Annotated in this window: 22 protein-coding genes; 8 read left to right on the top strand and 14 right to left on the bottom strand. The window is 72.6% G+C overall.

All coding sequences use genetic code 11. The features are described from left to right. Positions 1-445: 445 nt before the first annotated feature. Positions 446-1,177: a hypothetical protein gene (locus ACFYS8_RS00820; RefSeq protein ID WP_387633914.1), complete on the bottom strand. Its 732-nt coding sequence runs from the start codon at positions 1,175-1,177 to the stop codon at positions 446-448. Between the two features lie 578 nt (positions 1,178-1,755). Here ACFYS8_RS00820 and ACFYS8_RS00815 point away from each other — a divergent pair. The 5 genes from ACFYS8_RS00815 to ACFYS8_RS00795 all read left to right on the top strand — a co-directional run bounded on the left by ACFYS8_RS00815 (position 1,756) and on the right by ACFYS8_RS00795 (position 7,883). Beyond that, positions 1,756-4,590, top strand: coding sequence for a DEAD/DEAH box helicase (locus tag ACFYS8_RS00815; RefSeq protein ID WP_387636765.1), 2,835 nt, complete (start codon positions 1,756-1,758; stop codon positions 4,588-4,590). Positions 4,591-5,143: 553 nt separating this feature from the next. Then, positions 5,144-6,001 carry a hypothetical protein gene (locus tag ACFYS8_RS00810; RefSeq protein ID WP_387633912.1) on the top strand — a complete coding sequence of 286 codons (858 nt, stop codon included), beginning with the start codon at positions 5,144-5,146 and terminating at the stop codon, positions 5,999-6,001. A gap of 560 nt (positions 6,002-6,561) precedes the next feature. Next, the gene (locus ACFYS8_RS00805; RefSeq protein ID WP_387633911.1) at positions 6,562-6,807 is read left to right on the top strand and encodes a hypothetical protein; all 246 of its coding nucleotides are present in this window, start codon (positions 6,562-6,564) and stop codon (positions 6,805-6,807) included. Beyond that, a complete protein-coding gene (locus tag ACFYS8_RS00800; protein WP_387633909.1) occupies positions 6,804-7,451 on the top strand; it encodes a hypothetical protein in 648 nt (215 codons plus the stop codon). The genes ACFYS8_RS00805 and ACFYS8_RS00800 overlap by 4 nt, the downstream gene beginning before the upstream one ends. Before the next feature lie 102 nt (positions 7,452-7,553). Further along, complete coding sequence (locus ACFYS8_RS00795; RefSeq protein WP_387633907.1) at positions 7,554-7,883, top strand: hypothetical protein; 330 nt, start codon at positions 7,554-7,556, stop codon at positions 7,881-7,883. Positions 7,884-8,366: 483 nt separating this feature from the next. Here ACFYS8_RS00795 and ACFYS8_RS00790 read toward each other — a convergent pair whose 3' ends face one another. Next, entirely contained in the window at positions 8,367-9,206 is an 840-nt protein-coding gene (locus ACFYS8_RS00790; RefSeq protein ID WP_387633905.1) for an SAM-dependent methyltransferase, read from the bottom strand. Between the two features lie 309 nt (positions 9,207-9,515). Here ACFYS8_RS00790 and ACFYS8_RS00785 point away from each other — a divergent pair, with 309 nt between their 5' ends. Continuing rightward, positions 9,516-10,088: an RNA polymerase sigma factor gene (locus tag ACFYS8_RS00785; protein WP_387633903.1), complete on the top strand. Its 573-nt coding sequence runs from the start codon at positions 9,516-9,518 to the stop codon at positions 10,086-10,088. A 2-nt stretch (positions 10,089-10,090) separates the two neighbouring features. Continuing rightward, complete coding sequence (locus ACFYS8_RS00780) at positions 10,091-10,870, top strand: hypothetical protein (RefSeq protein WP_387633901.1); 780 nt, start codon at positions 10,091-10,093, stop codon at positions 10,868-10,870. Here the strand turns inward: ACFYS8_RS00780 and ACFYS8_RS00775 are convergent. The 12 genes from ACFYS8_RS00775 to ACFYS8_RS00720 form a co-directional block, all read right to left on the bottom strand. Continuing rightward, on the bottom strand, positions 10,821-12,020 hold the full coding sequence (locus ACFYS8_RS00775; protein WP_387633899.1) for a type III PLP-dependent enzyme: 1,200 nt from the start codon (positions 12,018-12,020) through the stop codon (positions 10,821-10,823). The two genes, ACFYS8_RS00780 and ACFYS8_RS00775, sit on opposite strands and share 50 nt — an antisense overlap. Continuing rightward, a complete protein-coding gene (locus ACFYS8_RS00770) occupies positions 12,017-13,012 on the bottom strand; it encodes an alpha-ketoacid dehydrogenase subunit beta (protein ID WP_387633898.1) in 996 nt (331 codons plus the stop codon). The genes ACFYS8_RS00775 and ACFYS8_RS00770 overlap by 4 nt, the downstream gene beginning before the upstream one ends. Further along, positions 13,009-14,088 carry a thiamine pyrophosphate-dependent dehydrogenase E1 component subunit alpha gene (locus tag ACFYS8_RS00765; RefSeq protein ID WP_387633896.1) on the bottom strand — a complete coding sequence of 360 codons (1,080 nt, stop codon included), beginning with the start codon at positions 14,086-14,088 and terminating at the stop codon, positions 13,009-13,011. The genes ACFYS8_RS00770 and ACFYS8_RS00765 overlap by 4 nt, the downstream gene beginning before the upstream one ends. Then, positions 14,085-14,999: a phytanoyl-CoA dioxygenase family protein gene (locus tag ACFYS8_RS00760; protein WP_387633894.1), complete on the bottom strand. Its 915-nt coding sequence runs from the start codon at positions 14,997-14,999 to the stop codon at positions 14,085-14,087. Before ACFYS8_RS00760 ends, ACFYS8_RS00765 begins: the two co-directional genes overlap by 4 nt. A gap of 75 nt (positions 15,000-15,074) precedes the next feature. Next, the gene (locus tag ACFYS8_RS00755) at positions 15,075-16,067 is read right to left on the bottom strand and encodes a VOC family protein (protein WP_387633892.1); all 993 of its coding nucleotides are present in this window, start codon (positions 16,065-16,067) and stop codon (positions 15,075-15,077) included. Between the two features lie 51 nt (positions 16,068-16,118). Continuing rightward, the gene (locus tag ACFYS8_RS00750; RefSeq protein WP_387633890.1) at positions 16,119-17,381 is read right to left on the bottom strand and encodes a beta-ketoacyl-[acyl-carrier-protein] synthase family protein; all 1,263 of its coding nucleotides are present in this window, start codon (positions 17,379-17,381) and stop codon (positions 16,119-16,121) included. Continuing rightward, positions 17,378-19,081: an AMP-binding protein gene (locus tag ACFYS8_RS00745; RefSeq protein WP_387633888.1), complete on the bottom strand. Its 1,704-nt coding sequence runs from the start codon at positions 19,079-19,081 to the stop codon at positions 17,378-17,380. Before ACFYS8_RS00745 ends, ACFYS8_RS00750 begins: the two co-directional genes overlap by 4 nt. 105 nt (positions 19,082-19,186) lie before the next feature. Then, positions 19,187-19,774: a hypothetical protein gene (locus ACFYS8_RS00740; protein ID WP_387633886.1), complete on the bottom strand. Its 588-nt coding sequence runs from the start codon at positions 19,772-19,774 to the stop codon at positions 19,187-19,189. Next, on the bottom strand, positions 19,771-20,871 hold the full coding sequence (locus tag ACFYS8_RS00735; RefSeq protein WP_387633884.1) for a beta-ketoacyl synthase N-terminal-like domain-containing protein: 1,101 nt from the start codon (positions 20,869-20,871) through the stop codon (positions 19,771-19,773). The genes ACFYS8_RS00740 and ACFYS8_RS00735 overlap by 4 nt, the downstream gene beginning before the upstream one ends. Further along, on the bottom strand, positions 20,868-21,197 hold the full coding sequence (locus tag ACFYS8_RS00730) for an acyl carrier protein (RefSeq protein WP_387633882.1): 330 nt from the start codon (positions 21,195-21,197) through the stop codon (positions 20,868-20,870). The genes ACFYS8_RS00735 and ACFYS8_RS00730 overlap by 4 nt, the downstream gene beginning before the upstream one ends. After that, positions 21,194-21,472, bottom strand: coding sequence for an acyl carrier protein (locus ACFYS8_RS00725; protein ID WP_387633880.1), 279 nt, complete (start codon positions 21,470-21,472; stop codon positions 21,194-21,196). Before ACFYS8_RS00725 ends, ACFYS8_RS00730 begins: the two co-directional genes overlap by 4 nt. Positions 21,473-21,528: 56 nt before the next feature. Further along, a complete protein-coding gene (locus ACFYS8_RS00720; protein ID WP_387633878.1) occupies positions 21,529-23,001 on the bottom strand; it encodes a class I adenylate-forming enzyme family protein in 1,473 nt (490 codons plus the stop codon). Between the two features lie 173 nt (positions 23,002-23,174). On the opposite strand from ACFYS8_RS00720, the gene ACFYS8_RS00715 reads away from it, so the two are divergent. Continuing rightward, positions 23,175-24,260 (top strand): alpha-hydroxy acid oxidase, encoded by a 1,086-nt coding sequence (locus ACFYS8_RS00715; protein ID WP_387633876.1) that lies wholly within the window; start codon positions 23,175-23,177, stop codon positions 24,258-24,260. Positions 24,261-24,285: the final 25 nt, after the last annotated feature.

Genomic DNA, 24,285 nt, shown 5'->3' with positions numbered 1-24,285 from the left:
CGTAACGACGCACCCGCGCCCGAAACGTGCCGGCGAACCCGCCCCCAAAACGTGACGGAGCCCGGGAGCGGTATCCAGCTCCCGGGCCCCTGCGGTGCCACCCAATTGCTCTGCGCCGGCACGTTTAAGGCCGAGGGTCACTCTCACAACGTCGTGCTTTGCCATTGAAGCTACCGCGCCGCGGAGAGGCGCAGGCGGGAGTCGAACCCGCATCCGACGTTACCGGCCCTCGACCGGTCGATCCGGCGCTCGGCGGCGAATGCTGAGACTTGAGCGAGAGTCTGAGATTGACGGGGCTGCCTCTGCCAAGTTGGGCCACCCCGGCGCGTGTTGGTGCCGGGGGGAGGACTCGAACCTCCACCTTGTACCCCGAAGTCAGCTTCAACTTCAGTGTCAGCTTGCGCTTTTCGCGCCACCCCCGGTCTCACCCGGGGGGCTCATGGGGCTACCCGAACAGGTAGCCGAAAACGGCGTCGCCGACCCGGCGGTCGGTGACCTCTGCGGCGTTCGCCTCCTCGCGGGCGAACTGCACCGACTGCTGGAGCTTCTCCACCCGCTCCAGCAGCTCGTTCACCCGCCGCGCGGGCAGCGCGCCGGAGAACTTCACGGTCGTCCAGTACCCGATCGCGACGTCCTCGTAGTAGACCTCGACCTGCGCCGGGTGCTTCTCCGTCGCCTCCGCCTTCACGTGGTTGCGCGGCACCTTCTTGGTGCGGATGGTGCGCACCGCCTCGGTCTTCCACGCGTCCGAGGACGGGTCGTGCGACCAGGACTCGGCGGCGTCCAGCACCGGCAGCTTGCGGACGAACGTCCGCAGGTCGGTCAACTGCTTCTCCAGGAACAGCAGGTAGGTGACGGGCGCGCCGGCCACCAGCGTCCGCCCGTCCACCACCACGTCCGCCCGGGCCTCGGTGTTGGCCCAGTCCTTGGTGGCTGTCACGTCGAACAGCCGGGTCAGCGTGGTGGCGGTGGCACGCAGCACGTCCTCCGCCTTGACCTGCACCCGCGTCGACTCGGGCGGCAACTGCTCGCCCTCCTCGTCCTTCGGCTGGTACGACCGGGAGATACCGGCCAGCAGCGCGGGCTTCTGCAGATCCTGGTGAGCCTGTGTCAGCTCCTGGAACGACTTCGACTTGACGCCTTTTTCCACGGCGATGATCTGGTTCAACTTGGCCACGGCGAGGACGCTAGCGGAACGTGAGTTCGACCCGCACTCGGTTTTCCGAACCCGCCGGGACACCCCGCCGGAACCCCACCAGGACCCCGCCCCGCACCCCGCCCCGCACCCCGCCCCGCACCCTGTCCAGCCCGATCCGCGCGCCCCGCCCGCATTCCACTCCACCCGATCCGCGCGCCCCGCCCGCAATCCACCCCACCCGATCCGCGCGCCCCGCCCGCAATCCACCCCACCCGATCCGCGCGCCCCGCCCGCATTCCACCCCACCCGATCCGCGCGCCCCGCCTGGATTCCACTCCACCCGATCCGCGCGCCCTTTCCCGATCACCCCCGGCACCCGTCCGATCACGCTTCGCACCGCCCGCCCGCAACCCGTTTCAGCTGCCGGAAAAGTCTGATGTTGATGTCACTCCAGACGGGTAATCTCAGGCTGAGATGCTCGATCACCACACCCCAAGCACCCGCCGCGCCCCGTCGCCGTCCCAGGCCACGGCCCCGCAGCCGCAGGCGTCGCCGTCTGCGCCCCCGTCCAGCCACACCCACGGGAAGAAAAGGTGACGCCAGTGCACGGCAACCCCATGCCCGAAGAGCAGCTCAGCCCCGCCGAGCGGTACGCGGCCTCCCGCGAGCGCGCCAAGGAGCAGGCAACGGCCCTCTACGGCTTCCAGCAGTTGTACGACTTCCCGCTCGACGACTTCCAGGTCCGCGCCTGCCAGACTCTGGAGAGCGGCAAGGGCGTCCTGGTCGCCGCCCCCACCGGCAGCGGCAAGACCATCGTCGGCGAGTTCGCCGTCCACCTGGCGCTGGCCGCCGGCCGCAAGTGCTTCTACACGACGCCGATCAAGGCGCTGTCCAACCAGAAGTACGGAGACCTGGTCAAGCGCTACGGCGCCGCCAAGGTCGGCCTGCTCACCGGTGACAACTCCGTCAACGGTGACGCACCGGTGGTCGTGATGACCACCGAGGTGCTGCGCAACATGCTGTACGCGGGCTCCAGCGCCCTCGACGGCCTCGGCTACGTGGTGATGGACGAGGTGCACTACCTTGCCGACCGCTTCCGCGGCGCCGTCTGGGAGGAGGTCATCATCCACCTCCCCGAATCCGTGATCCTGGCCTCGCTGTCCGCGACCGTCTCCAACGCCGAGGAGTTCGGCGACTGGCTGGACACCGTGCGCGGCGGCACCGAGGTGATCGTCTCCGAGCACCGCCCCGTCCCGCTGTGGCAGCACGTGATGGCCGGCAACCGGATGTACGACCTGTTCGCCAGCCCGGACCGGGACGGCCGCCCCAAGGGCAGCCTGAAGAACCCCGCCAAGGCCGTCAACCCCGAACTGGTGCGCCTGGCCCGCTCCGAGAGCGACCGCGGCCGGGACAGGTTCGCCCGAGGCCGCGGCCGCTCGATGCCCGCCGGCCGCCCCGGCCGGGTCTGGACGCCGGGCCGGGTCGACGTGATCGACCGCCTCGACGCCGAGGGCCTGCTGCCCGCGATCACCTTCATCTTCAGCCGGGCCGGCTGCGAGGCCGCCGTCCAGCAGTGCCTCAACTCCGGCCTGCGGCTGAACCGGGAGGCCGACCGCCTCACCGTCCGCCAGTTCGTCGAGGAACGCTGCCGCGACATCCCCGACGAAGACCTCAACGTGCTCGGCTACTTCGAGTGGCTCGACGGCCTGGAGCGCGGCATCGCCGCCCACCATGCCGGCATGCTGCCGCGGTTCAAGGAAGTCGTCGAGGAACTCTTCGTCAAGGGCCTGGTCAAGGCGGTCTTCGCCACCGAGACGCTCGCCCTCGGCATCAACATGCCCGCCCGCTCGGTGGTCATGGAGAAGCTGGTCAAGTGGAACGGCGAGACCCACGCCGACATCACCCCCGGCGAATACACCCAGCTCACCGGCCGGGCCGGCCGCCGCGGCATCGACATCGAGGGCCACGCCGTCGTGCTGTGGCAGCGCGGCCTCGACCCGGAGGCGCTGGCCGGCCTGGCCGGCACCCGTACCTACCCGCTGAAGTCGTCGTTCCGCCCGTCCTACAACATGGCCGTCAACCTGGTCGGCCAGTTCGGACGCCACCGCTCCCGCGAACTGCTGGAAACCTCCTTCGCGCAGTTCCAGGCCGACCGCTCGGTCGTCGGCATCGCCCGCCAGGTGCAGCGCAACGAAGAAGGCCTGGACGGCTACCGCGAGTCGATGACCTGCCACCTCGGCGACTTCGACGAATACATGTCGCTGCGCCGGGAACTCAAGGACCGCGAGAACGAACTCGCCCGCGAAGGCTCCTCGCAGCGCCGCGCCGCCGCCATCGACTCCATCGAGCAGCTCAAGCCCGGCGACATCATCCACGTCCCCACCGGCAAGTTCGCCGGCCTCGCGCTCGTCCTCGACCCCGGCCTGCCGCCGGACGTCCGCGGCCGGCACGGGCGCAGCGGCCCCCGCCACCCCGACTACCAGGACGGGCCGCGCCCCGTCGTGCTCACCGCCGAACGCCAGGTCAAGCGCCTCGCGATGATCGACTTCCCGCACCCGGTCGCCGCCATGGACCGGATGCGCATCCCCAAGTCCTTCAACCCGCGCAGCCCGCAGTCCCGCCGCGACCTCGCCTCCGCGCTGCGCACCAAGGCCGGCCACCTCGAACCCGAGCGTTTCCGCAAGGGCCGCGCCGCCGCCGCCGACGACCCCGAGATCGCCCGGCTGCGCGCAGCCCTGCGCCAGCACCCCTGCCACGGCTGCGACGAACGCGAGGACCACGCCCGCTGGTCCGAGCGCTACCACCGCCTGCACCGCGACACCGAACTGCTGGAACGCCGGATGCGCTCCCGCACCCACACCATCGCCCGCACCTTCGACCGGGTCTGCGGCCTGCTCGCCGACCTCGGCTACCTCAGCGGCGACACCGTCACCGACGACGGCAAGCGCCTGGCCCGGCTCTACGGCGAACTCGACCTGCTCGCCTCCGAGTGCATCCGCGAAGGCATCTGGGACGGCCTCGCCGCCGCCGAACTCGCCGCCTGCGCCTCGGCGTTGGTCTACGAGGCCCGCCAGTCCGACGACGCCACCGCCCCCCGGGTCCCCGAGGGCGGCGCCAAGGACGCGCTCGGCCGGATGGTCCGGATCTGGGGCAAGCTCGACGCACTCGAGGAGCAGCACAAGATCTCCACCGCCGAGGGCGTCGGCCAGCGCGAACCCGACCTCGGCTTCGCCTGGCCCGCCTACCGCTGGGCGCTCGGCCACGACCTGGACTCCGTTCTGCGCGACGCCGACATGCCCGCCGGTGACTTCGTCCGCTGGACCAAGCAACTGATCGACGTCCTCGGCCAGATCCAGGACGCCGCCGGCGACAACGTCGAACTCCGCCGCACCGCCCGCAAGGCCGTCGACGGCATGCGCCGCGGCATCATCGCCTACTCGTCCGTCGGGTAGCGGTACTTGAATACGCAGGGCCCGGCCGCTCATCTCGAACGGTCGGGCCTTGCGTGTTGAGTTGGTGACGCGACGCCGGGCGGGGGTCTGGGCGGCGCGGGCCCGGTGTTCCTTTTCGCGGCGCCGACGTTGGACGGTCGGGGCGCGGTCGGGGTGGTAGGCGGTGAGGTTCTCTGCCGCTGTGATGCGGCGGATCCTGCGCCATTCTTTGTGCTCGCCGATTGCGGCTTGGACTGCGGCTGCGTCGTTTGGATTTGCTGGCTGCCCTGCGGAAACGGCTTTGCCCAGGCACAGAGTGGTGGTCGGAGAGTGGGGCGGGGAGTCGCAGACGCTCCGGGTAGGCTGCGGGAGGACTGCACCGCTGCGAGCCTGCGAAGGAGCGTACTCGGTGTGGGCGTCGGGGGGACGCGCTGGCTGTCGGCATTGTGGGTTCTGGTCCGTGCGGCCAGTCCGCTGCCGGTGCGGCGCAGCTGGCGGATTGAGTCAGGGGCAACCATTGTCGGACTGGTTGGTTACCCTCCCTCGCACCGAACTTCTCGCTTCAGGAGCCCGCTTGAGCTCTCTCCTCGCCGCCGATGCCGATGCGCCCAACTGGAGCGAGGTCCTGTCCTCCGTCTCGGGCGCAGCGGCAGCTGTGCTGACCCTCGGCGCCTTGATAGCCACGATCTGGCTGGCGCAGAGCGCTCAGCGGAAGTCCGATTTGCTCCGGGTGGCGGCGGAGCAGCGCGCGGTGCAGGACCGGGCGGAGGCGGATCAGCGGTTGCGGGACGAGCGGGATGCCGCTGACCGTCGGCTGCGGGAGGAGCGTGCGGATCGGGATCGGCGCCAGGCCCGGGACTGGCAGGCCACGGCGGCTCTCGATCTGCTGCGCCGCATATCCGATCTGATACCTCATTTGGAAGGGCTGGGCCGTTCCTCCGGTGTCTGGTGGGACTACCAGGCCTTCGACGCGGACACTTTCGAAGGCGCGTTCTGGCGTCTTCAGCAGGGTGCGCACACCACCGCGCTGGCCCTCGGTGACGCCAACGCCACCGCGCTGTACCGGAATTTGGTCAACCTGGTCGTCACCGCCCAGGAGCACATCGAGGAGCAGACGCCGGTCCTGTCGACGACCGGCCCGAGCGTCGGCGAGGTAACAGATGTCCAGGACCTTGAAGACCGCGTGAACTTCGCGGGCGAGGTCGCGTTGGACGTTCGCAGGTACTCGCGGTACGTGCGCCTGTGGTTGTGCACGCTGATCGAGACAGGGGCCGTCCCCGATCAGGCCGTCGGTCCGGCCGCGGACCGCCCCGACCTGCCATCGCTGGCCTGGGGGAGCGTGGCGTGGACTCCGGTGCTCCTGCCGAACGGCTGGTGGGAGGACACGTACACCGACCCAAAGGATCCCGCCTTCGCCAATCGCCGGCTGTGAGCCTCGTTCTTGGCCGACCGCATGTGCAACGCCGGCCTTCCCGCTGCCGCACTGGCCGCACCCGGACACCGTGTGCAGAGGGAACACACCTTGGTGACCGGTCCTCTGGACCTTGGTGAGCGCTCACGCCTCCGCTGCCAGCGCCGCACACCCGCCCCACAGGCGCCGCTCTGACCAGCGGCATCAAGGAGCCCGTCAAGGTATCCGGACCAGTCGCCAAGGCATTCACGCGCCGACCGCCAAGGTGTTCAGCACGGCCATCAAGGTGTGCGGCAGCGCTGCACCGTCGGCGGCGCTGCACGTGTACAGCAGTGGCGGGACACATGCCGCTCAGGGACAACCTTGCTGCGGGCCCGGGACCCTGGGATGTTGCGCCAAGGTTGTTCTGGACGGCACTGTTGCGTTCCGGGTTCAGCGCCCGGTGCCACTCGGTGTGAGGGGCGTCGCACTGCGGCCGGACGCGATTCCGGACATCCGGTGCGGAGCGCCGGACATCGGCCTGCGGCGCCGGACGTCCGGATTGATGCCGGACGACGGGGGCTCGTTCCACTCTGTGCCCCATGAACGAGTGCACCTGCTCCGAGAACTCCTGCAGCACCGCCATGCCCGGGCCCCACGGACCGAGGACGGACCCCTCCACCGACGAGTTGGCGAAGGCCGACGGGCAGACGGGGAACGGCTCCGCCGAGAGCTTCATCGTGAAGGCCGTGCTGCGTGTGATCAGCGCTGTCTCAGGAGGGCTGGCCCGTTCGGCGGGCGACGGGGTTATCGATGAGCTGATGGACGGCGAGGAGGAAACGCAGTGACCGAGCGCGGTGAGGACTACGGCACCGGGGGCGCCGTTGCTGCGGGCGTCGACGCGGAGGGCGAAGCCTTCGGCTCCCTGACCCGCACGGGTTGGCGAGCCTACGTCCGGAGCACCTACAAGAGCTACGGCTCCAAGTCGTACAGGGAGGTCTGCGAGCAGGCGAAAGCCCTCGACCCGGCGTCCACCCTTGGGACGAGCACGGTGGGCGACGTGCTGGGGGAAAGGAACCTACTGAAGGGAAAGAAGGAATCGTGGCCCAGCGCGCTGACCGCGACCCGGATCGGGCTCGGCATCGGCGGGCCCGAGTTGGGCGCGACTTTCAGGAAGGCGTGGGACAGCGCGGAGGCCAACCATAAGCGGTGGTCTCACCAGTACGGCCTCCGCTCTGCCCAAGAAGCCCAGCAACGGGAGCGCTGGGAACAGCAGAAGCACGAGCAGAAGCTGCGGCGGAAGCACTGGCAGGACCATCGAAAGCACAAGCAGGGGCGGGCGCAGGAGGAGCGTCGGCGGGTGCGGGAAGCGCACGGCAAGCGGTTCTGGTTTCCCGGCGCCGGCTGGATTTCGGGCAGGTCGTTCGCGATCAGGATCGTGCCGGCCCTGGTGGCCATCGTGCTCCTGATCATCCAGTACTTCTTCCGGTGAACGGCACCGGGCGGGTGCCACGGCCACTGCCTGTCAGGTGAGGTTCGTGCGCTGCGACTCGAGGTTGCAGCGCCCCGACCAGGCCTGGCGAGTTCACCACTCATGAAGAACGTGATCTTCTCCCCACTGACCGAGCCGGCCGGCGAGGACGAAAACCAAGAGCACGAGGAGCAGCGGGAGCGCGAGTGGCAGCGCGCGGTGAACGAAGTGCTCGCCGAAGCGGCGGAGGCAGGCCGGGAGGTGAGAGGTCGTCGCCAGTGGCGAGGGGCAGCTGGACGAGGAGTTGGCGGACGGTCCCAGCGCCATCATCGTCACCGGCAGCCGTTCGCTGAGGATCTGCCTTATCTGTTCATGGGAGAGCGGATCGCGCTGAACACCCGGTGCGCGGTGGCCGCGACGATGCCGGCCGCGGTGCTCGGCGCCGGAGCGTGAGCAAGACGTTGCTGCCACCGCGTTCGGCGGGGAGTCCGCCAGTACGTCCAGAAAACTCGGCGTCCGCCCGGCCGGCACCGGGTCCGTGAGCGGGCGGGTCGCACTTGGCAGCGCACTCAACGGCCGACGCCGCCATGGGCCGTGGCGCGGGTCTCCGTGGCGGCGTCAACCTGGAGGGCTACCTGGAACCGTCCTTCCTCTGCCGAACTGTTCCCGGTCACGGCAGCAGGCCTGGACCGCCCGCTGCTCCTGCTCGGCAGCGAAGGCTTCGACCACCGCCAGGAACTGGACCGTTCCTGGTCGGCCCTGGCCGTACCAACGCACTGATCGGTACCGCCACCTCGGTAGCCGGGATCTGCCACACCGTCCGCAGCTTCTTCGCCCGCCACCTGGCGGCCCACTGACCCGCAGCGGGCCCGTCGGATCGGGGACGGCCGGGCTTCACGACCGGACCGCGAATGTGACACGGTGGAAGTGTCGGGATCAGGGGCGGAACGCCACGGCTCCGTAGCAGGACGCTTGGGCGTCGGTGACCGTGACCCCGGCGGGTTCGGTGTCGGGGCGCCAGCGCGGGGTGGGCACGATGCCGGGGGCGGCCAGGTTCCAGCCGTCGAAGAAGCGGGCGAACTCGGCGCGGGCGCGGGCCTGGACGTAGGTGCCGGACTCCCGGTAGACGCGGACGCCGCGGGCCGCGTCCTCGGGTGCGAAGTCGGGGGTGAAGTGGGAGAGCACCAGGGCACTCCCGGAGGCGCGGAGCCTGCGCTTGAACGTCTCCGCCACCTCGTACACGCGGTCCTCGTCCGAGACGAAGTGCAGCAGGGCGTTCATGCTGAGCGCCACCGGCAGGTCCAGGTCGATCACCCCGGTGGTCTCGACGGCGTCCAGGACGTGCTCGGGGTCGCGCACGTCCGCCTGGATGTACGCGGTGCGGCCCTCCGGCCTGCTGCGCAGCAGCGCCTGGGCGTGGGTGAGTACGATCGGGTCGTTGTCTGCGTAGACCACCCGGCAGGCCGGGTCGACGAGTTGGGCGATCTCGTGCAGGTTCGGCGAGGTCGGGATGCCGGTCCCCACGTCGAGGAACTGGGTGATGCCGTGGCGGGCCAGCATCCTGGTCGTCCGGTGCATGAACGCCCGGTTGGCGCGGGCGGCGACGTGCGCGTTCGGGAACACCGCGAGGGCCTGCGCGGCCGCGGCCCGGTCCGGTTCGAAGTTGGTCGTGCCGCCGAGGAAGTAGTCGTACATCCGCGCGGAGTGCGGGCGGTGGATGTCGAGAGTCACCTCGGCGCCGGGTATCTCGCCGGTTCCCTTGGTCTCGTCCGTCATCTGTTCTCCCCAGTCCTCGGCGTGACCTCCTCCCACTATGCCCACAGCTCCGGGCGGGCAATCAAGGCCGGAACTCAGACGCCACGGTCCGCCATTCGATCACCTTTCGATCTGATCGTATTTGACCGCTAGTTGATGGGTCATTCACTGACTTAACGTCATTCATGTTGTCTCACAAGGTAGTTATGTGATCGGCTTCACGTTCGACTATCCGATGCGCTTCCATGTGGATACAGGGGGTGACCAACCCACTACGAAAGAAGACAGCTGCCCGTCAACGGGGCCGGGCCGCTGGGAAGGATTCGACCAGTGAACCAGCACGAGAAGGCGCCACAGCCCCACACCGGGGCAGCACTGCGACTGTCGTACGCCGTGTTCTGCGACAGGCACGGCGGCGCCTGGCTCGGCCTAGCCTGCGCCATGCTCCACGACGAGGAGCGTGCGCTGTCGGTGGTCGAGGAGTTGAAGCGGCAGCTTCAGTCGCAGTGGAGTGTCGTGATGCGGGGGGAGCGGCCCGCCGCTGAGGCATACAAGCTGCTCAACACCCTGATCGGGGATGCCGTTGTCGAGGCCTTCCTCGAGACCGGACGCCTTCCCCGCAGCCCGAAGGACGACCGCTCCGAGTGCATCCGCCACTTCTTCAAGCGGGTCGAGGACGTACTGGGGGACCTCGGCGATCGCCAGGAGGTGGCCGAGGCGCTGCGGAATCTCACCGAGCGCCAGCGCGCAGTGGTGGTCCTGCGCGACATTCTCAGGCTCGACTACTCGCTGATCGCGGAGTACCTGGACACCACCAAGACCAACGTGCGGACCACTTATCACCAGGCGCTGCGCAAGCTCCGCCGCCTGCTGGGTGCGCAGGAAACCGCGAGCAAGGAGTGAACATGGGACGCGACCGCTCGGCACCCGCACCCGCCGGGAAGCAGGCCGGAACGGGGCCGGCGGAGCTGGCGGCCGCGGCCCGCAATGCCTGGCGCCGCCTGTTCGGTGCTCCGCGCCCGATGGGCACCGAGCACCGGCAGGCGGCGCACGAACTCGGCCTCGCCGTCTCGCTCGTCCTGACCCAGCCGCAGGCCGCCCTGTCGCTGGAGCAACTGGCCGACAGTCGCCGCATCCACCCCGAGGGCGCGCTGGTCCTCGGGGCGCTGCTGCAGGTGACCGGCCATCGGGAGGCCGCGCAGTTCTGGTGGGAGTTCGCCGCCGGCGCCGGCAGCTACACGGCGGCCAGCTGCCTCAACCTGCTGCACCGCAGCCGCGGTGAGCTCCAGGACGCCGACCTGTGGCGGGACCGGGCCGAGACGATGGCCGAGGAGCCGCGCCCGGCCGTCGCCCCCGTCGCCGTCGACGGCAGCCTGCTCCCCGCCCACGTGCGCGACGACATCATCGCCCGCTGCCACGAAGGCCTGGACATCCACCTTCCGTCGCGGATCGCTGCCGTCATCCACCAACTCCCGGTTGCCGTCGACGACGAGGACTACGGCGAGGTCCCGCAACCCGATCCCTCGCTGCTGCCCAACCTCACCGCCGCCGGCGCCGCCCATCCCGCGCCCGACACCGCCCGCCCCGACGAGCCCATCCTCTGGTACTACCGGCACCGACAACCCTCGGTCGAGGTCAGGCGTCGGGCGGGAGGACCGTGTACGGCAGGGGGTCGAAGCCGTTGAAGCCCTGGGTGAGGTAGCTGACTGCGTAGGCGCCGCTGGAGAGGATCCAGACCGGGTCGCCGGAGGCTGCCGTGCGGGGGACGGGGACGCGGCCGGTGGTGTGGCCGTGGGGGAAGGTGTCGTCGCTGTCGCAGGTGGGGCCGGCGATGATGGCGGGGACGCGGTCTTCGTCGGGGTGGGTCGGGAAGACCAGGCGGTACTGGACCTGGTCCATCTCGTACAGGCCGTTGAACTTTCCGCAGGCCAGGTAGAGCCAGTGTTCCCGTTCGCCGTCCGGCTGTTGGCGGTCGGTGAGGCGGTAGACGTGGGTGCGGATCGCGCCCTGGTCGGCGACCAGGTGGCGGCCGGGCTCCAGGACGAACCGCAGGCCGCCGCCGTGCAGTCGGCGCAGCCGGTCGAGGCCGTGGCGGACGGTGTGGAAGATCTCGTCGAGCGGGGGTTCGAGGGCGGCGCCGTAGCGGTCGACGTAGCCGAGGGCGGGCAGGCCGCCGCCGAGGTTGACGTGGTCGAGGCGGATGCCGTCCCGTTCGAGTTCCACCATGACGTCGGCGAGCAGGTCGAAGGCCGCCGTCCAGGCCTCGGCGGTCAGTTGCTGCGAGCCGACGTGCACCGAGAGTCCGGCGGGGGTCAGCCCGGCGGCGCGGGCCGCGGTCATCACGCGGACGGCGTCGGCCGCCGAGCAGCCGAACTTGCGGCTCAGGCCCCAGAGCGCGCCCGTGCCACTGGTGGCGAGCCGGCAGAACACCCGGGCGCCGGGGGCGTGTTGGGCGATCGCGGCGACGTCCGCGAGGCTGTCGGTGGCGAAGTCCCGGATGCCCAGGCGGTGGGCCTCGGCGACGCCCCGGTCGGACTTGATGGTGTTGCCGTAGTGCACCCGCTCGGCGGGGACGCCGGTGCGCAGGGCCTGGGCGATCTCGTTCGGGCCGGCGGCGTCGAAACCGGCGCCGAGCGCGGCGAGTTCGGTCAGCACCTCGTCCACCGGGCAGGCCTTCATGGCGAACCGGACGGCGACGCCCGGGAGTTCGTCCCGCAGCGCGGTGTAGCGACGGGTGATGCCGCCCAGGTCGTAGAAGATCCGGTCGTCGCCGGACGCCGCCAGGGCGGAGCGCAACGCCGGGCTGAGGGAGGTGAGTTCGGCGGTCAGGTTCACTGTCCCCGGTCCTTGCCGCGCGAGGGTTGTTGCTGCTTCATCACCGCACGGACGGCGTCGCGCAGTTGGTCGCGGTTCGGCTGCAGGGCGCGGTCCAGTGCGGGGGCGAACGGCAGGACGGTGCCGTCCGGGCGGGTGATCCGCCGGGGTGGGGCGATCAGGCGCATCTCCTCGGCGGCGGTGGCGATGATCTCGCCGCCGATGCCGCAGCTGCGGTTGGAGTCGTCGATGACGACCAGCCGGCCGGTGCGTTCCAGCGAGGCGGCCAGCGCCGTCCAGTCGAAGGGGTACAGGGTGCGCGGGTCGAACACCTCGACGGAGACCTCGGGGGCGAGCTCCTCGGCGACGGCCAGCGCGTCGTGCACCAGGTGGCCGACGGCGACCACGGTGACGTCGGTGCCCTCGCGGTGGATCCGGGCCGAGCCGAGCGGGATCGGCGCGAGCTCCCAGGTCACGGTCTCGCGCACCGGCAGGGCGCCGGCGGGGGCGAAGACGACCACCGGGTCCGGGTCGGCGATCGCCGAGCGGAGGAGCCCGTAGGCGTCGGTGGGCGTGGCCGGGACGACGGTCTTCATCCCGGCGTGCGCGAACAGGCTGTACGGGTGGTCGGAGTGCTGCCCGGCCCAGCCGTCCCGGGAGCCGGAGCCCGGCACCAGGCAGGTCAGTGGGACGCCGGTCTGGCCGCCGGTCATCAGCGAGAACTTGTGGGCCTGGTTGACGAGTTGCTCGAAGACCAGGAACAGCAGCGAGGGGATCTGGAACTCGATCACCGGCCGCCGCCCGGTCAGCGCGGCGCCGATCGCCATCGAGGTGAACGCCTGCTCGGAGAGCGGGGTGTCGACGATCCGGCCGGGGCCGAAGCGGTCGAGCAGGTTGAGGGTGGGGCCGGCCATGCCGGCGCCGATGTCCTCGCCGAACACGCAGACCGCCGGGTCCTCGGCGAGCGCGTCGATGAGCGCCCGGTTGAGCGCCTTGGTGTAGGAGAGCCTCATGCCCCGGACCCCGCCCTCGGACGCAGCCCGTCCGCGTAGAGGTACTCCAACGCGCCATCGGGGGACGGGAGTTCGGAGTCGAGCGCGAACTGTCGGGCGGCGGCCAGCTGTTCGGCCACCGAGGCGTCCAGCCGCTCGGCCAGGCCGGGCGGCAGGAGCGCGGCGGCGCGCGGCAGCGGGTCGAGGCCGCGCCAGCCGGCGACCTCCTCCGGGGTGCGGTAGCGCAGTTTCATCAGCCGTTCCATGGTGTGGTGCCCCTCGAAGCGGTAGGTGCGGCACTCGAGGAAGCCGGGTCCGCCGCCGGCCGCGGCCCGCGCGACGGCTTCCGCGGCCGCCGTGCGGACGGCCTCGGTGTCCATCCCGTCCACCTCGACGGCGGGGATCCCGAAGGCGGCGGCCCGGCCGGTGGCGCTGCCGGCCACCGCGGTGGCGGCCGGCAGCGTGGTGGCGTAGCCGTTGTTCTCGCAGACGAACAGCACCGGCAGCCGCCACATCGCGGCCAGGTTGAGGGACTCCAGCAGGACGCCCTGGTTGAGCGCGCCGTCGCCGAAGAACGCGACGGCGACCCGGTCCTCGGCGGCCTGCCGGGCCGACCAGGCGGCGCCGACCGCGATCGCACCGCCGGCGCCGACCATGCCGTTGGCGCCCAGGATGCCGAGCGAGAAGTCCGCGGCGTGCATCGAGCCGCCCCGTCCCCGGTTCAACCCGCCGGTGCGGCCCAGCAGTTCGGCCAGCAGCCGGTCCGGGGCCGCGCCCTTGGCGAGCACATGGCCGTGGCCCCGGTGGGTGGAGGTGATCCGGTCCTGCGGGCGCAGCGCGGCGCAGACGCCGACCGCCACCGCCTCCTGCCCGATGTACGGGTGGATGCCGCCGGTGATCTCCCCGGACTTCACCAGGCCGAGCGCGAGCTCCTCGAAGCTGCGGATCAGCCGCAGCATCCGGTAGCGCCCGGCGGGGGAGTCGAGGTCGACCGGGTCGTGATCGCGGTCGTGGTCGTGGTCGTGGTCGCGGGAGCCGGGCAGGTCCGGTGTGGGCAGGTCCGGTGTGGGCAGGTCCGGTGTGGGCAGGTCCGTCACCGGGCTCCCCGCCAGATGACCGGGCAGATCTCCGGGTCGGCGTAGTCGGGGCGGCCGTCGGCGGTGCGGCGGACCAGCACGTCGTGGTTGTACGCGGCGGGGGAGCCGTCCGGGCGGGTGGCGTGGCGGTACTCGTTGGCGCCGTCCTGCAGGTGCAGCGAGATCGCCCGGCGCGGGAAGTCGGCCAGGTTGGCGCCGCTGCCGTGGTAGGTGCGGCAGTGGTGGAAGCTGATGTGCCCGCGCGGGATCACCACCGGGACCTTGCGCACCTCGGCGCCGTTGTGAGCGGCGTTGGCGGCCAGGATCGACTCCAGCTCGGAGCGGTCGCGCTGGGCGAAGTGCCGGGTGGCGTCCTCCTCGGAGGGCAGCTCCTCCCAGCGGTTGCTGCCGTCGACCATGGTGATGGTGCCGTTCTCCACCCCGCAGTCGTGGAACGGGATGAAGGCGGTCAGCATGTCGTCCGAGGTCGAGGTGTGCCAGTAGTGCTTGTCGAAGTGCCACGGCACCTGGTTGGAGGGCTCCTCCGGCACCGGCGGCTTGAAGATCAGGGTCGACTGGAAGATCCGGATCTCCTCGGCCCCGGCGAGCACCGCGGCGACGGCACCGACCAGTGGCTTGCGCAGGATCGCGGCGATCGCGTCGCTCTCGTAGTGCACGTAGTCGTTGTGCCGCTGGACCTGCCCGTGCGCGGGCTCCCAGGCGGCCAGCCGCGGCGGGCGGACGGCGAGGGTACGGTCGCGCCGGCCCTCGTAGTAGTCGTCGGTGGCGGCCTGGAGGGTGTCGATCTCCTGGTCGGTGAACAGCTTCCCGGAGAGGTACCAGCCGTGCTCGCGGTAGCCGGCCACCTCCGCGGGCGTGGGCAGCAGGGCGGTCTCGGCCGGGGTCAGGACGAACGCGGGTGCGACGGTCACGGGGTGCTCCTCCTCGGAGGACGGGTGCGGGGCGGGTGGGGCAGGCGTCGGGCGTCAGGCGTCGGGCGTCGGGCGTCAGACGGAGGCGGCGGCGCGCTGGCGCTCGACCGCCTCGTACAGGGCCTTGATGTTGGCGGTGCCGAAGGTGCCTGCGCCCTGGCGCTCGATCAGCTCCAGGAAGAAGGTCCGCCGGGGGTGGGTGGAGCGGGCGAAGATCTGGAACAGCTGGCCGCCGTGGTCCTGGTCGACCAGCACGTCCAGTTCGCGCAGCGTCCCGACCGGGATCGCGGTGTCGCCGAGCCGTTCGGCCAGGCCGTCGTAGTAGGCGCCGGGGGTGGTCAGGAACTCGACGCCGTGCGAGCGGGCCGCGCGGACGGCGGTGGCGATGTCGTCGGTGCGCAGCGCCAGGTGCTGGACGCCCGCGCCGTCGTGATCGGCGAGGAAGGTGTCGATCTGTCCGGCCCGGCGGCCGGTGTCCGGCTCGATCAGGGTGAAGGTGACGTCCCCGGAGGGGCTCTGCACCACGCTGGAGTCCATCGCCTGCTCGCCGACCTCGATGTACTCGCCGAAGATCAGGCGCATGCCGAGCGCGGCCTCGCAGAACCGCACGGACTCGGCGAGCCGCCTGGCGGGCACGCAGATCGCGACGTGGTCGAGGGCGTCCAACAGGTCGCCGCCAACGGTCTCCGGGGCGCCGTCCGGCAGCGGGACGAAGCGCAGCGCGGTGTCGCCGAAGCCGGCGATCAGCGCGCCCGCGCGGTCCAGCACCTCGGCGCCGTGCCGCTCGGCCCGCTCCAGCGCCGCCGCCGGGTCGGCGCAGCCGAGCGCCAGCACGGCGACGCCCTCGCCGTGCCGCTCGACCCAGCGGGCCACCGGGTGGTCGGTGAGCTCGCTGGAGAGCAGCCGCAGCCGGATGCCGCCCTGGATCAGGTGGACGGCCCGCAGCCCGGGCTGCCACACCGGCTGCTCGGCGTCGCGCCGGAAGCCGAAGCCGGCCTGGAGCTCGGCGGCGGTCTGCGCGACGTCGGCGCAGTGGTACTCGACATGGGTGATCGTCTGGATCGACAACTGGACTCCCTGCAAGCGGAGTTGAGAAAGAAGATGGCAGGCCGCAGCGGGCTATTTGACGGTCCTGGTGGGCGTCGGCCCGAAGATCAGGCTGGTGTTGTGGCCGCCGAACGCGAAGGAGTTGCTGAGCGCGGCCCGCAGCCGGACCGACCGGGCGGCGCCCCGGACGTGGTCCAGGTCGCAGGCCGGGTCGGGCTCGTCCAGGTTGAGGGTCGGCGGGAGCAGGCCGCGGGCCACGGCCAGCGCGGTGACGGCGGCCTCCACCGCCCCGGCCGCACCCAGCAGGTGGCCGGTGGCGCCCTTGGTGGAGCTGACGGCGGGCCGGTGTTCGCCGAACACGGCGTTCAGCGCGGCCGATTCGGCGATGTCGCCGAGCTTGGTGCCAGTGCCGTGCGCGTTGACGTAGCCGATGTCGGACGGGGCCAGGCCGGCGTTGGCGAGGGCGGTGCGCATGGCGTCGGCGGCGCCCGCGCCGTCGGGGCGGGGCATGGTCGGGTGGTGGGCGTCGGTGCTGGAGCCCCAGCCGATCAGTTCGGCGTACCCGGCCGCGCCCCGGGCGGCGGCGTGTTCGGCGCTCTCCAGCACCAGGACGGCGCTGCCGTCGCCCAGCACGAAGCCGTTGCGGCGGGCGTCGAACGGTCGGGACGCTTGCGTCGGGTCGTCCCAACCAGCAGCCAGCGCACGGGCGTTGGTGAAGGCGGAGACGATCGTCGGGTGCAGCGAGGCGTCCGTCCCGCCGCACACCACCACGTCCGCGTCGCCGGCCCGGATCAGCCGCAGCCCCTCGGCCACCGCCTGGGCGCCGGCCGCGCAGGCCGTCACGATCGCGGTGCTGAAGCCCCGGATGTCGTGCTTGATCGCGATCCGGGCGGTCGCCATGTTGGAGAGCATCCCGGGCAGCATGTAGGGGCTGACGCCGGGGCGGCCGCGCTCCTGGCGGCGCTGCGCCTGCTGCTCGTAGGTCTCCAGGCCGCCGCCGCCGGTGCCCAGCACCACGGCGGTGCGGCGGGCGTCGACGTCGCGGCCGACGACCAGCCCGGCGTCCGTCAGCGCGTCGTCCGCGGCGGCCATCGCCAGCAGCGCGAAGCGGTCGACGCAGCGGGTCTCGGTCGGCGGCAGCACCTCGCGGCCGTCGATGTGCGGGGCGATCCCGGCGGCGGGCAGCCAGCCGTGTGCGACGTGGCCCTCCGGTACGGCGGTGATGCCGCTGAACCCGGAGGTCAGCGCCTCGAAGACCTCGCCGGGCTTGCGGCCCAGCGAGGTGACCATGCCCATGCCGGTGACGACGGCGCCCGGCCGTCCGACGCGGGTCATCGGGCGGCTGCCGAGCGGGCGCCGGCCGGGAGAGCGCCGGCCGGGAGAGCGCCGGCCGGGAGAGCGCCGGCCGGGACGGCGGCCGCCGGGGTCATTGTGGTGAGGTGGCGCTCGCGCAGCAGGACCTTGCGGACCTTGCCGGTCGGGCCGAGCGGGATGTCCGCGTCGTCGACCACCAGGACCGCGCGGACGGTGGCGGCGGTGTGCTCGTCCAGCGCGGCGACCACCTCCGCGGTGCGGTCGACGGCCCGGTCGGCGCCGTCCGCGAGCAGCAGCAGCACGTCGGTGACCACCCGGTCGCCGTCCTTCACCGCGACGACCGTGCAGTCCAGCACGCCGGGGACGTCGGCCAGCACCCGTTCCTCGGACATCGCGGTGTACAGCCGCCGGCCGCCGCCGAGGTCGACCGAGTCGACCAGCCGGTCGACGTGGTAGTAGTAGCCCTCCTCGTCCCGGTACATCAGGTCGCCGGTGAGGAAGCGGCCGCGCAGCCGGGTGCGGTAGGTGGTGACCGAGTCGTTCCAGTAGCCGGGCGCCAGGGTCGGGGAGGCGGTGGCGAGTTCGCCGACCTCGCCGGGGCCGAGCGGCTCGCCGTCCGGGCCGACCACCTCGCAGTCGACGAAGGTGTGCGGCCGGCCCACGCAACGGCCGTACTTCTCGGTGCCGGGGGCGTGGGTGATGTGGAAGTGCGAGTGGCCCATCTCCGTCGAGCCCAGGCCGTCGACGAACACCGAGCCCGGCAGGCGGACCCGGCCCTCGCGGGTGACGGTCTCGCGCGAACCCTGGGCGATCAGGCGGCGGATGTGCGCCTCGTGCGCGCAGTCACCGGTGTTCCACCACAGGCCGACCGAGGACAGGTCGCGGGCGGAGAGGTTCTGCCGGGCCAGGTCGGCCCAGCTGGTGGCGAAGCCGAACACGCTCTGCGGCTGCCAGCGTTCGATCGCCTCCAGCACGGCCGGGCCGGTCTGCTGGGAGATCAGGTGCAGTTCGGAGTCGAAGCTCAGCGCCAGGTTGAGCGCGATCAGCGTCGCGGCGTGCGCGGCGGGCAGCGCGCTGAGCACCCGGTCGATGCCCTGCGGCCGGGGCAGCGTGGCGCGGTGCCGGATCGACGCGTACAGGCTGGCGTGCGAGTGCACCACGGCCTTGGGCATCCCGGTGGTGCCGGAGGAGTGGGTGATCGCGATCGGGTCGTCCGGGTGGTGGCGGTACGGGGCGGGCGCCGCGTCCGGGTCGCCGGAGCCGAGGTCGGCGGCGTCGGCGAGCACCGGGGCCGCCGGGTCGTACCCGGCCAGTTCGGCCCGGTGCGCGGGGTCGGTGAGGATGCCGACGGCGCCGAGACGAGCGATGTAGCGGGCCGCGCGCTCGCCTTCCACCCCGGGGTTGAGCAGCGCCGGGATCGCGCCGAGCCGCGCCAGCGCCAGGAAGGACAGCACCTGGTCGGCGGCGGCGGTCGTGTACACCACCACCACGTCCCGCCGGCCGACCCCGAGGGCGTGCAGCGCGGCCGCCCGGGCCCGGACGGCGCGGTCGGCCTCGCGCAGGGTGAGGGCCTCGCGGGCGGCGTGGCCGTCCACCGGGGTGTCGAAGGTCAGCCGCGGGTCGTCGAGACCGATGCCCAGGGCGATCCTGCTGGTCAGCACGTTCCCGGCGCCGACGTCCGGGTCGTTCGCCAGGAGGCTGCGGATGCTGCGGATGCTCACGGTGATGGATCCCTCCCATGGTGCTGACCATGCGGGTGCGGTGCGGCGTCCAGGGACGCGTACGGCGGACGGGGTGTCGGAAAGCGGGTGCGCGCGGACGAGCGCTCAGGCGGCGGTGGCGGTGGTGGCGGCGGTGACGGCGGTGACGGCGGTGAGCAGGACGGCGGTGGCGTGGCCGGTGCTTGCGGCCTCCCCGGCGGCCAGCTCGGTCTGATCGGCCTGTTCGGTCCGCTCGGCGGTGTGCTCGGTCTGCTCCGCGGCGATGACCAGGACCTGCTCGGCGTCGCCGTCCGCGAGCAGCAGGGCGGCCAACTCCAGTGCGTCCGGCGGCACTTCGCCGGGCGCGGCGGCCACCGGGGGGCTGATCGCGACGACCGGGCCGGTCAGGCCCCAGCGGGCGGCGATGTGCCCGAGGACGGCGTTCGGGTTGGACTGGAAGAACAGCAGCGGCGGCATCCGGCGCCCCGCCGCGCCGGTGTCGATGGCCAGCGCGGTGGCGCGGTCGCCCCCGGCGCTGGCGAGCAGCAGACCCGTACGGCGGGGCTCGCCGGGCTCGCCGTAGTGCGCGGCCAGGCAGCGTTCGGCGACGGCCGCGACCAGCGGGTTGAAGGTCGAGGCCGAGAAGCCGGGCAGCGGGGGCGGCGGCTCGCCGTCGGTCCAGCTTGCGATGGCGAGCGTGCGCAGGTGGTTCACGCGGCGGCCACCAGGAGCGCGGTGTTGGCGCCGCCGAACGCCGAGTTGAGGCTCAGCGCGTAGCGGGGACGGGCGTCCACAGGGCCCAGCACGAGGTTCAGCCCGATCTCCGGGTCCGGGCCCCGCCAGCCGGCGTTGACCGGCAGCCGCCCGCTGCTCAACGCGCCGATGGTGACGGCGAGTTCGAGCATCGCGGAGGCCTCCAGGGCGTGCCCGTGGACGGACTTGCTGGAGCTGACCTGCAACCCGGCCAATGCGTCGCCGAACACCTCGCGCAGCGCCCGCGCCTCCGCCAGGTCGGACATCGGCGAACCGGTGCCGTTGGCGTTGACGTAGCCCACCTCGGACGGGGCGACGCCCGCCCGGGCCAGCGCGGACCGGGCCGCCAGGGCCACGCCCGCGCCGTCCGGCCGCGGCCGGCAGACGTGGTGCGCGTCCCCGGAGCGGCCCCAGCCGGCCAGCCGGGCCAGCGGACGGGCGCCGCGCCCGGCGGCGGCGCCGGCCGCTTCGACCACCACGGCCACCGCGGCGTCCCCGAGCAGGGTGCCGCTGCGCCCGGTGCTGAACGGCCGCAGCTCGCCGTCACGGGCCAGCGCCCGGCCCGCGTCGAAGGCCGCGAAGACACCCGGCTCCACCAGGTGGCCGGCCGCGACCAGTACCCGGGGGTACCGGCCGGAGCCGACCATGGCGGCCGCGTCGGCCACCGCGGTGGCGGCGGCCACGCAGGCGCCGGTGTAGACCCGGGTCACCCCGGCCAGGCCGAGGGCGACGGCGCCCTTCGACACCTCCGCGGCGACCTCGCGGGTGCGCAGGTCACTGTGCAGGGCGAGCAACAGCGGTGCGCCGGCCGGGAGTTCGGACTGCTCGCAGGCATCGGCGACGGCGCCGAGCACCGCGTCGGCGAGCGGCGGCGGGTCGGCCAGCAGGGCCGCCCGCCGGGTGCCGCGCCGGGCGACGTCGAAGCGGGTCACCTCGGCGAACCCGGCCCCGCCCGTCGCCGTCGCGGCGGCCAGCGGGGCGAGCCCGGCGCCGAAGGCGCTGAGCACCCCGAGGCCGGTGAACACCGGCCGTCCGGCCGGTGGTGCGCTGCTGCTCATGACCGGGCGACCCCGCCGGTGTCGACCCTGCCGGTGTCGACCCTGCCGGTGTCGGGCGCGGCGCTGTCGACCCCGCCGGAGCCGACCATGGCGGCCGCGAGCACGGCTCCGCGCAGCACCGCGACGGCGTCGTCCACCGTGCGGACGGCGGCGAACTGCTCGTCCGAGAGGTCCAGCTCGATGCCGTAGCGCTGCTCGAACTCGGCGGTCAGCCAGGTGAGTTCGAGCGAGCCGAGGTTCTCGGGCACGCTCTCCGCGGCCCGCTGCCCGAACGCCGCGAGCATCGCCACGACCTCGGCCCGGTCCGGCAGCACGGTCGTGCTCACGCGGCGGTACCGGCGGTACCGGCGGTGGCGGCGGCGATCCGGCGGGCCACGTCGGTGGTGAACTGGTCGAGGGTCATCAGCGCGGTGGTCTCCATCTCCTCCACCTCGAACTTGACCCCGAACTCGTCCTCGACCTGGACCGAGAGTTCGGCCAGCGCCAGCGACTCGAGGTCGAGGCCGGCCGGGCCGAGGTCGGTGTCGCCGGTGATCCCGTCGACGTCGTAGTTCATCCCGGCGAGTGCCGCGACGACGAACTCGTGGATGCGCTCCTGCATGGTGGTGCTCCTCGTACTGATTCGGGGTCGGGGTTCGGTGCGTGCGGTGCGGTGGATCAGGGTGCGGCGGCCGCGGCGGCGCGCAGCGCGGCGGTGTCGCGGACGAGTTTGCCGGTGGCGGTGCGGGGCAGCGCCGGGAGGAAGGTGAGCTGCCGGGGCCGCTTGAAGGCGGCCAACTCGCGGGTCAGCACGTCCCGGACGGCGTCGGCCAGGTCGGCGTCGGCCAGGTCGCCGGCTCCGGCGGCTCCGCCGCCTGCGGCGGTCTCGGTGGCCAGGTAGGCCTCGATGGCGCCGTCCGCGAAGACCACCACGGCCTCGCGGACCTCCGGCAGGGCGGCCAGAGTGTGCTCGACCTCGTTGAGGTCGACCTTGAGGCCGCCGATCGAGACCTGCGAGTCGCGCCGGCCGAGCACGGTGATCCGGCCGGTCGCCGGGTCGACCCGGCCGGCGTCGCGGGTGTGCAGCCGGCCGTCCGACCAGCGGGTGGCGTCGGTGAGGCCGGGATACGGGGAGGCGGCCATCGCGATGTGCAGTTCGCCGCCGTCCTCGCGCAGGTCGATGCCGTGGACGGGCGCGGCCTCGGGGTGCAGGGTGCCGTCGAGGTCGGTGGCGATGACGCCGAGCTCGGTCATCCCGTACATGGTGCCCAGCGGCACGCCGTACCGGTCGGTGAAGGCGGCGGGCAGGCCCGGGCGGACCAGTTCGCCGGCGACGATCATCCGGCGCAGCTGCGGCAGCGGCGGCGGGCTGGTGGCTCCGGCCAGCAGTTCGGCGTGGAACGGGACGCCGATCACGGTGGTCGGCCGGTCGTCCGCGGCGATGGTGGCCAGGATGCCCGCCGTGGTCATCCGCTCGGGGACGGTCAGCGGCACCCGGGCGTGCAGGCTGTTGAGCAGCCCGCCGACCAGGCCGAGGACGTGCACCACCGAGGAGAGCAGGACGACCCGCTCGCCGGCCTTCGGGAACGCCTCCAGCCGTGCGTAGCAGTCGAGTTCGCGCAGCAGGTCGGCGGCCGTGCGGGCGATCACCTTGGCCGGGCCGGTCGAGCCCGAGCTGAGCTGCACCAGGGCGTGGCCGGTCGCGGCCGGGCGGCCGTTCGGCAGCGCCACCGGCACCGGGTCGGTCTCGGCGAAGCCGCGCATCGCCGCCGCCGGGCCGTGCGCCGACTCGACCAGCACCTCGGGCGCCAGCCGTTCGACGGCGAGCGCGACCTCGTGGTCGGTGAGCCGGTGGTCCAACAGGACGGCCTGGGCGCCCAGTTGCCAGCAGGCGAGCAGCGCGGCGACGTAGCCGAGCGAGGGCGCCAGCCGCAGCGCGGCCGTGCCGCCGCGGTGCAGACCGGCGGCGGTGAGCCGGGCGGCCTGCCCGGCGACCAGGGCGCGCAGCGCGGCCCGGTCCACGGGGGCGCCGAAGCGCAGGCACTCCTGGTCGGCGGGGCCGGCCAGCAGGTAACGGTCCACCCAGTCGTGCGGGGCCTCGGCGGCCTCGTACGGCTGGGCGGGGAGAGCGGGATATCCGGTCAACGCCACTCCACGAAGGGGAGGTTGGAAGGACGCCGTTCACGACGAACGGGGTCGGTTTCGGCTTTCCGACGATTACACAGGCGTCCGAGCCGGGCAAGGTCTAGACCATCAGGGGCATGGCCTCCTACGCTGCCGGGCCGGAGCGGGCCCGACCGAGGCCTGCCCGGAAAGGCAGACCCTTGGACGCACTGGAACTGGCGGACTTCGAACGCGCGGCCCGCGACCGACTCCCCGCCGAGATCTGGGACTTCGTGCAGGGCGGCAGCGGCGCCGAACGCACCCTCGCCGCCAACCGGGCCCGGTTCGAACAGTGCCGGCTGCGCCCCCGCACCCTGGTCGACGTCTCCGCCACCGACCAGCGCCTCACCCTGCTCGGCAGCCGGCTGGAGACCCCGATCGGCATCGCCCCGATGGCCTACCACCAGCTGTTCCACCCCGAAGGCGAGGTCGCCACCGCCCGCGCCGCGGGCCGCGCGGGCGCCCTCATGGTCGCCGGGATCTTCGCCAGCCGCACCCTGGAATCCATCGCCGAGGCCGCCACCGGCCCGCTCTGGCTCCAGCTGTACTGGCTGCGCCGCCGCGACGCGCTGGCCGCCCTGGTCGAACGCGCCGAAGCCGCCGGCTACCGCGCCCTGATGCTGACCGTCGACGCCCCCCGGATCGGCCGCCGCCTGCGCGACGCCCGCAACGGCTTCGCGATCCCCGCGCACATCCGCGCCGTCAACGTCGACCAGGCCGTGATGGCCGCCAGCCACCGCGCAGGCCACGGCAGTTCGGGCATCGCCGACCACGCCAAGGAGCAGTTCGACCCCACCCTGACCTGGGCCGACCTCGCCTGGCTGCGCGAACGCACCCGCCTGCCGATCGTCCTCAAGGGGATCCTCACCGCCGAGGACGCCCGGCTCGCCACCGAGCACGGCGTCGACGCCGTCCTGGTCTCCAACCACGGCGGCCGCCAGCTCGACGGTGCCCTCCCGTCCCTCGCCGCACTGCCCGAAGTGGCCGCCGCCGTACCGCCGAACCTGCCCGTCCTCCTGGACGGCGGTGTCCGGACGGGCACGGATGTTGCCCTCGCGGTCGCCCTCGGCGCCCGCGCCGTCCTGATCGGCCGACCGCTCCTCTGGGGCCTCGCCGCCGACGGCGAGCGGGGCGCCGGGCAGGTCCTCGACCTCCTCAAGGCCGAACTCGACGACACCCTCGCCCTGTTGGGCCGCCCTCGGCTGGCCGAGCTCGACCGCACTGCGGTCGTTCCCGAAGCCCGCTGAAGTGTTTTCGCACCCCAATCCGTAC

The sequence above is a fragment of the Kitasatospora sp. NPDC004615 genome, assembly GCF_042873545.1.
In the GTDB taxonomy this organism is placed as follows: domain Bacteria; phylum Actinomycetota; class Actinomycetes; order Streptomycetales; family Streptomycetaceae; genus Kitasatospora.
Note: the sequence above shows the minus strand (reverse complement) of the source record. Positions and strands in the feature narration are given on the sequence as shown.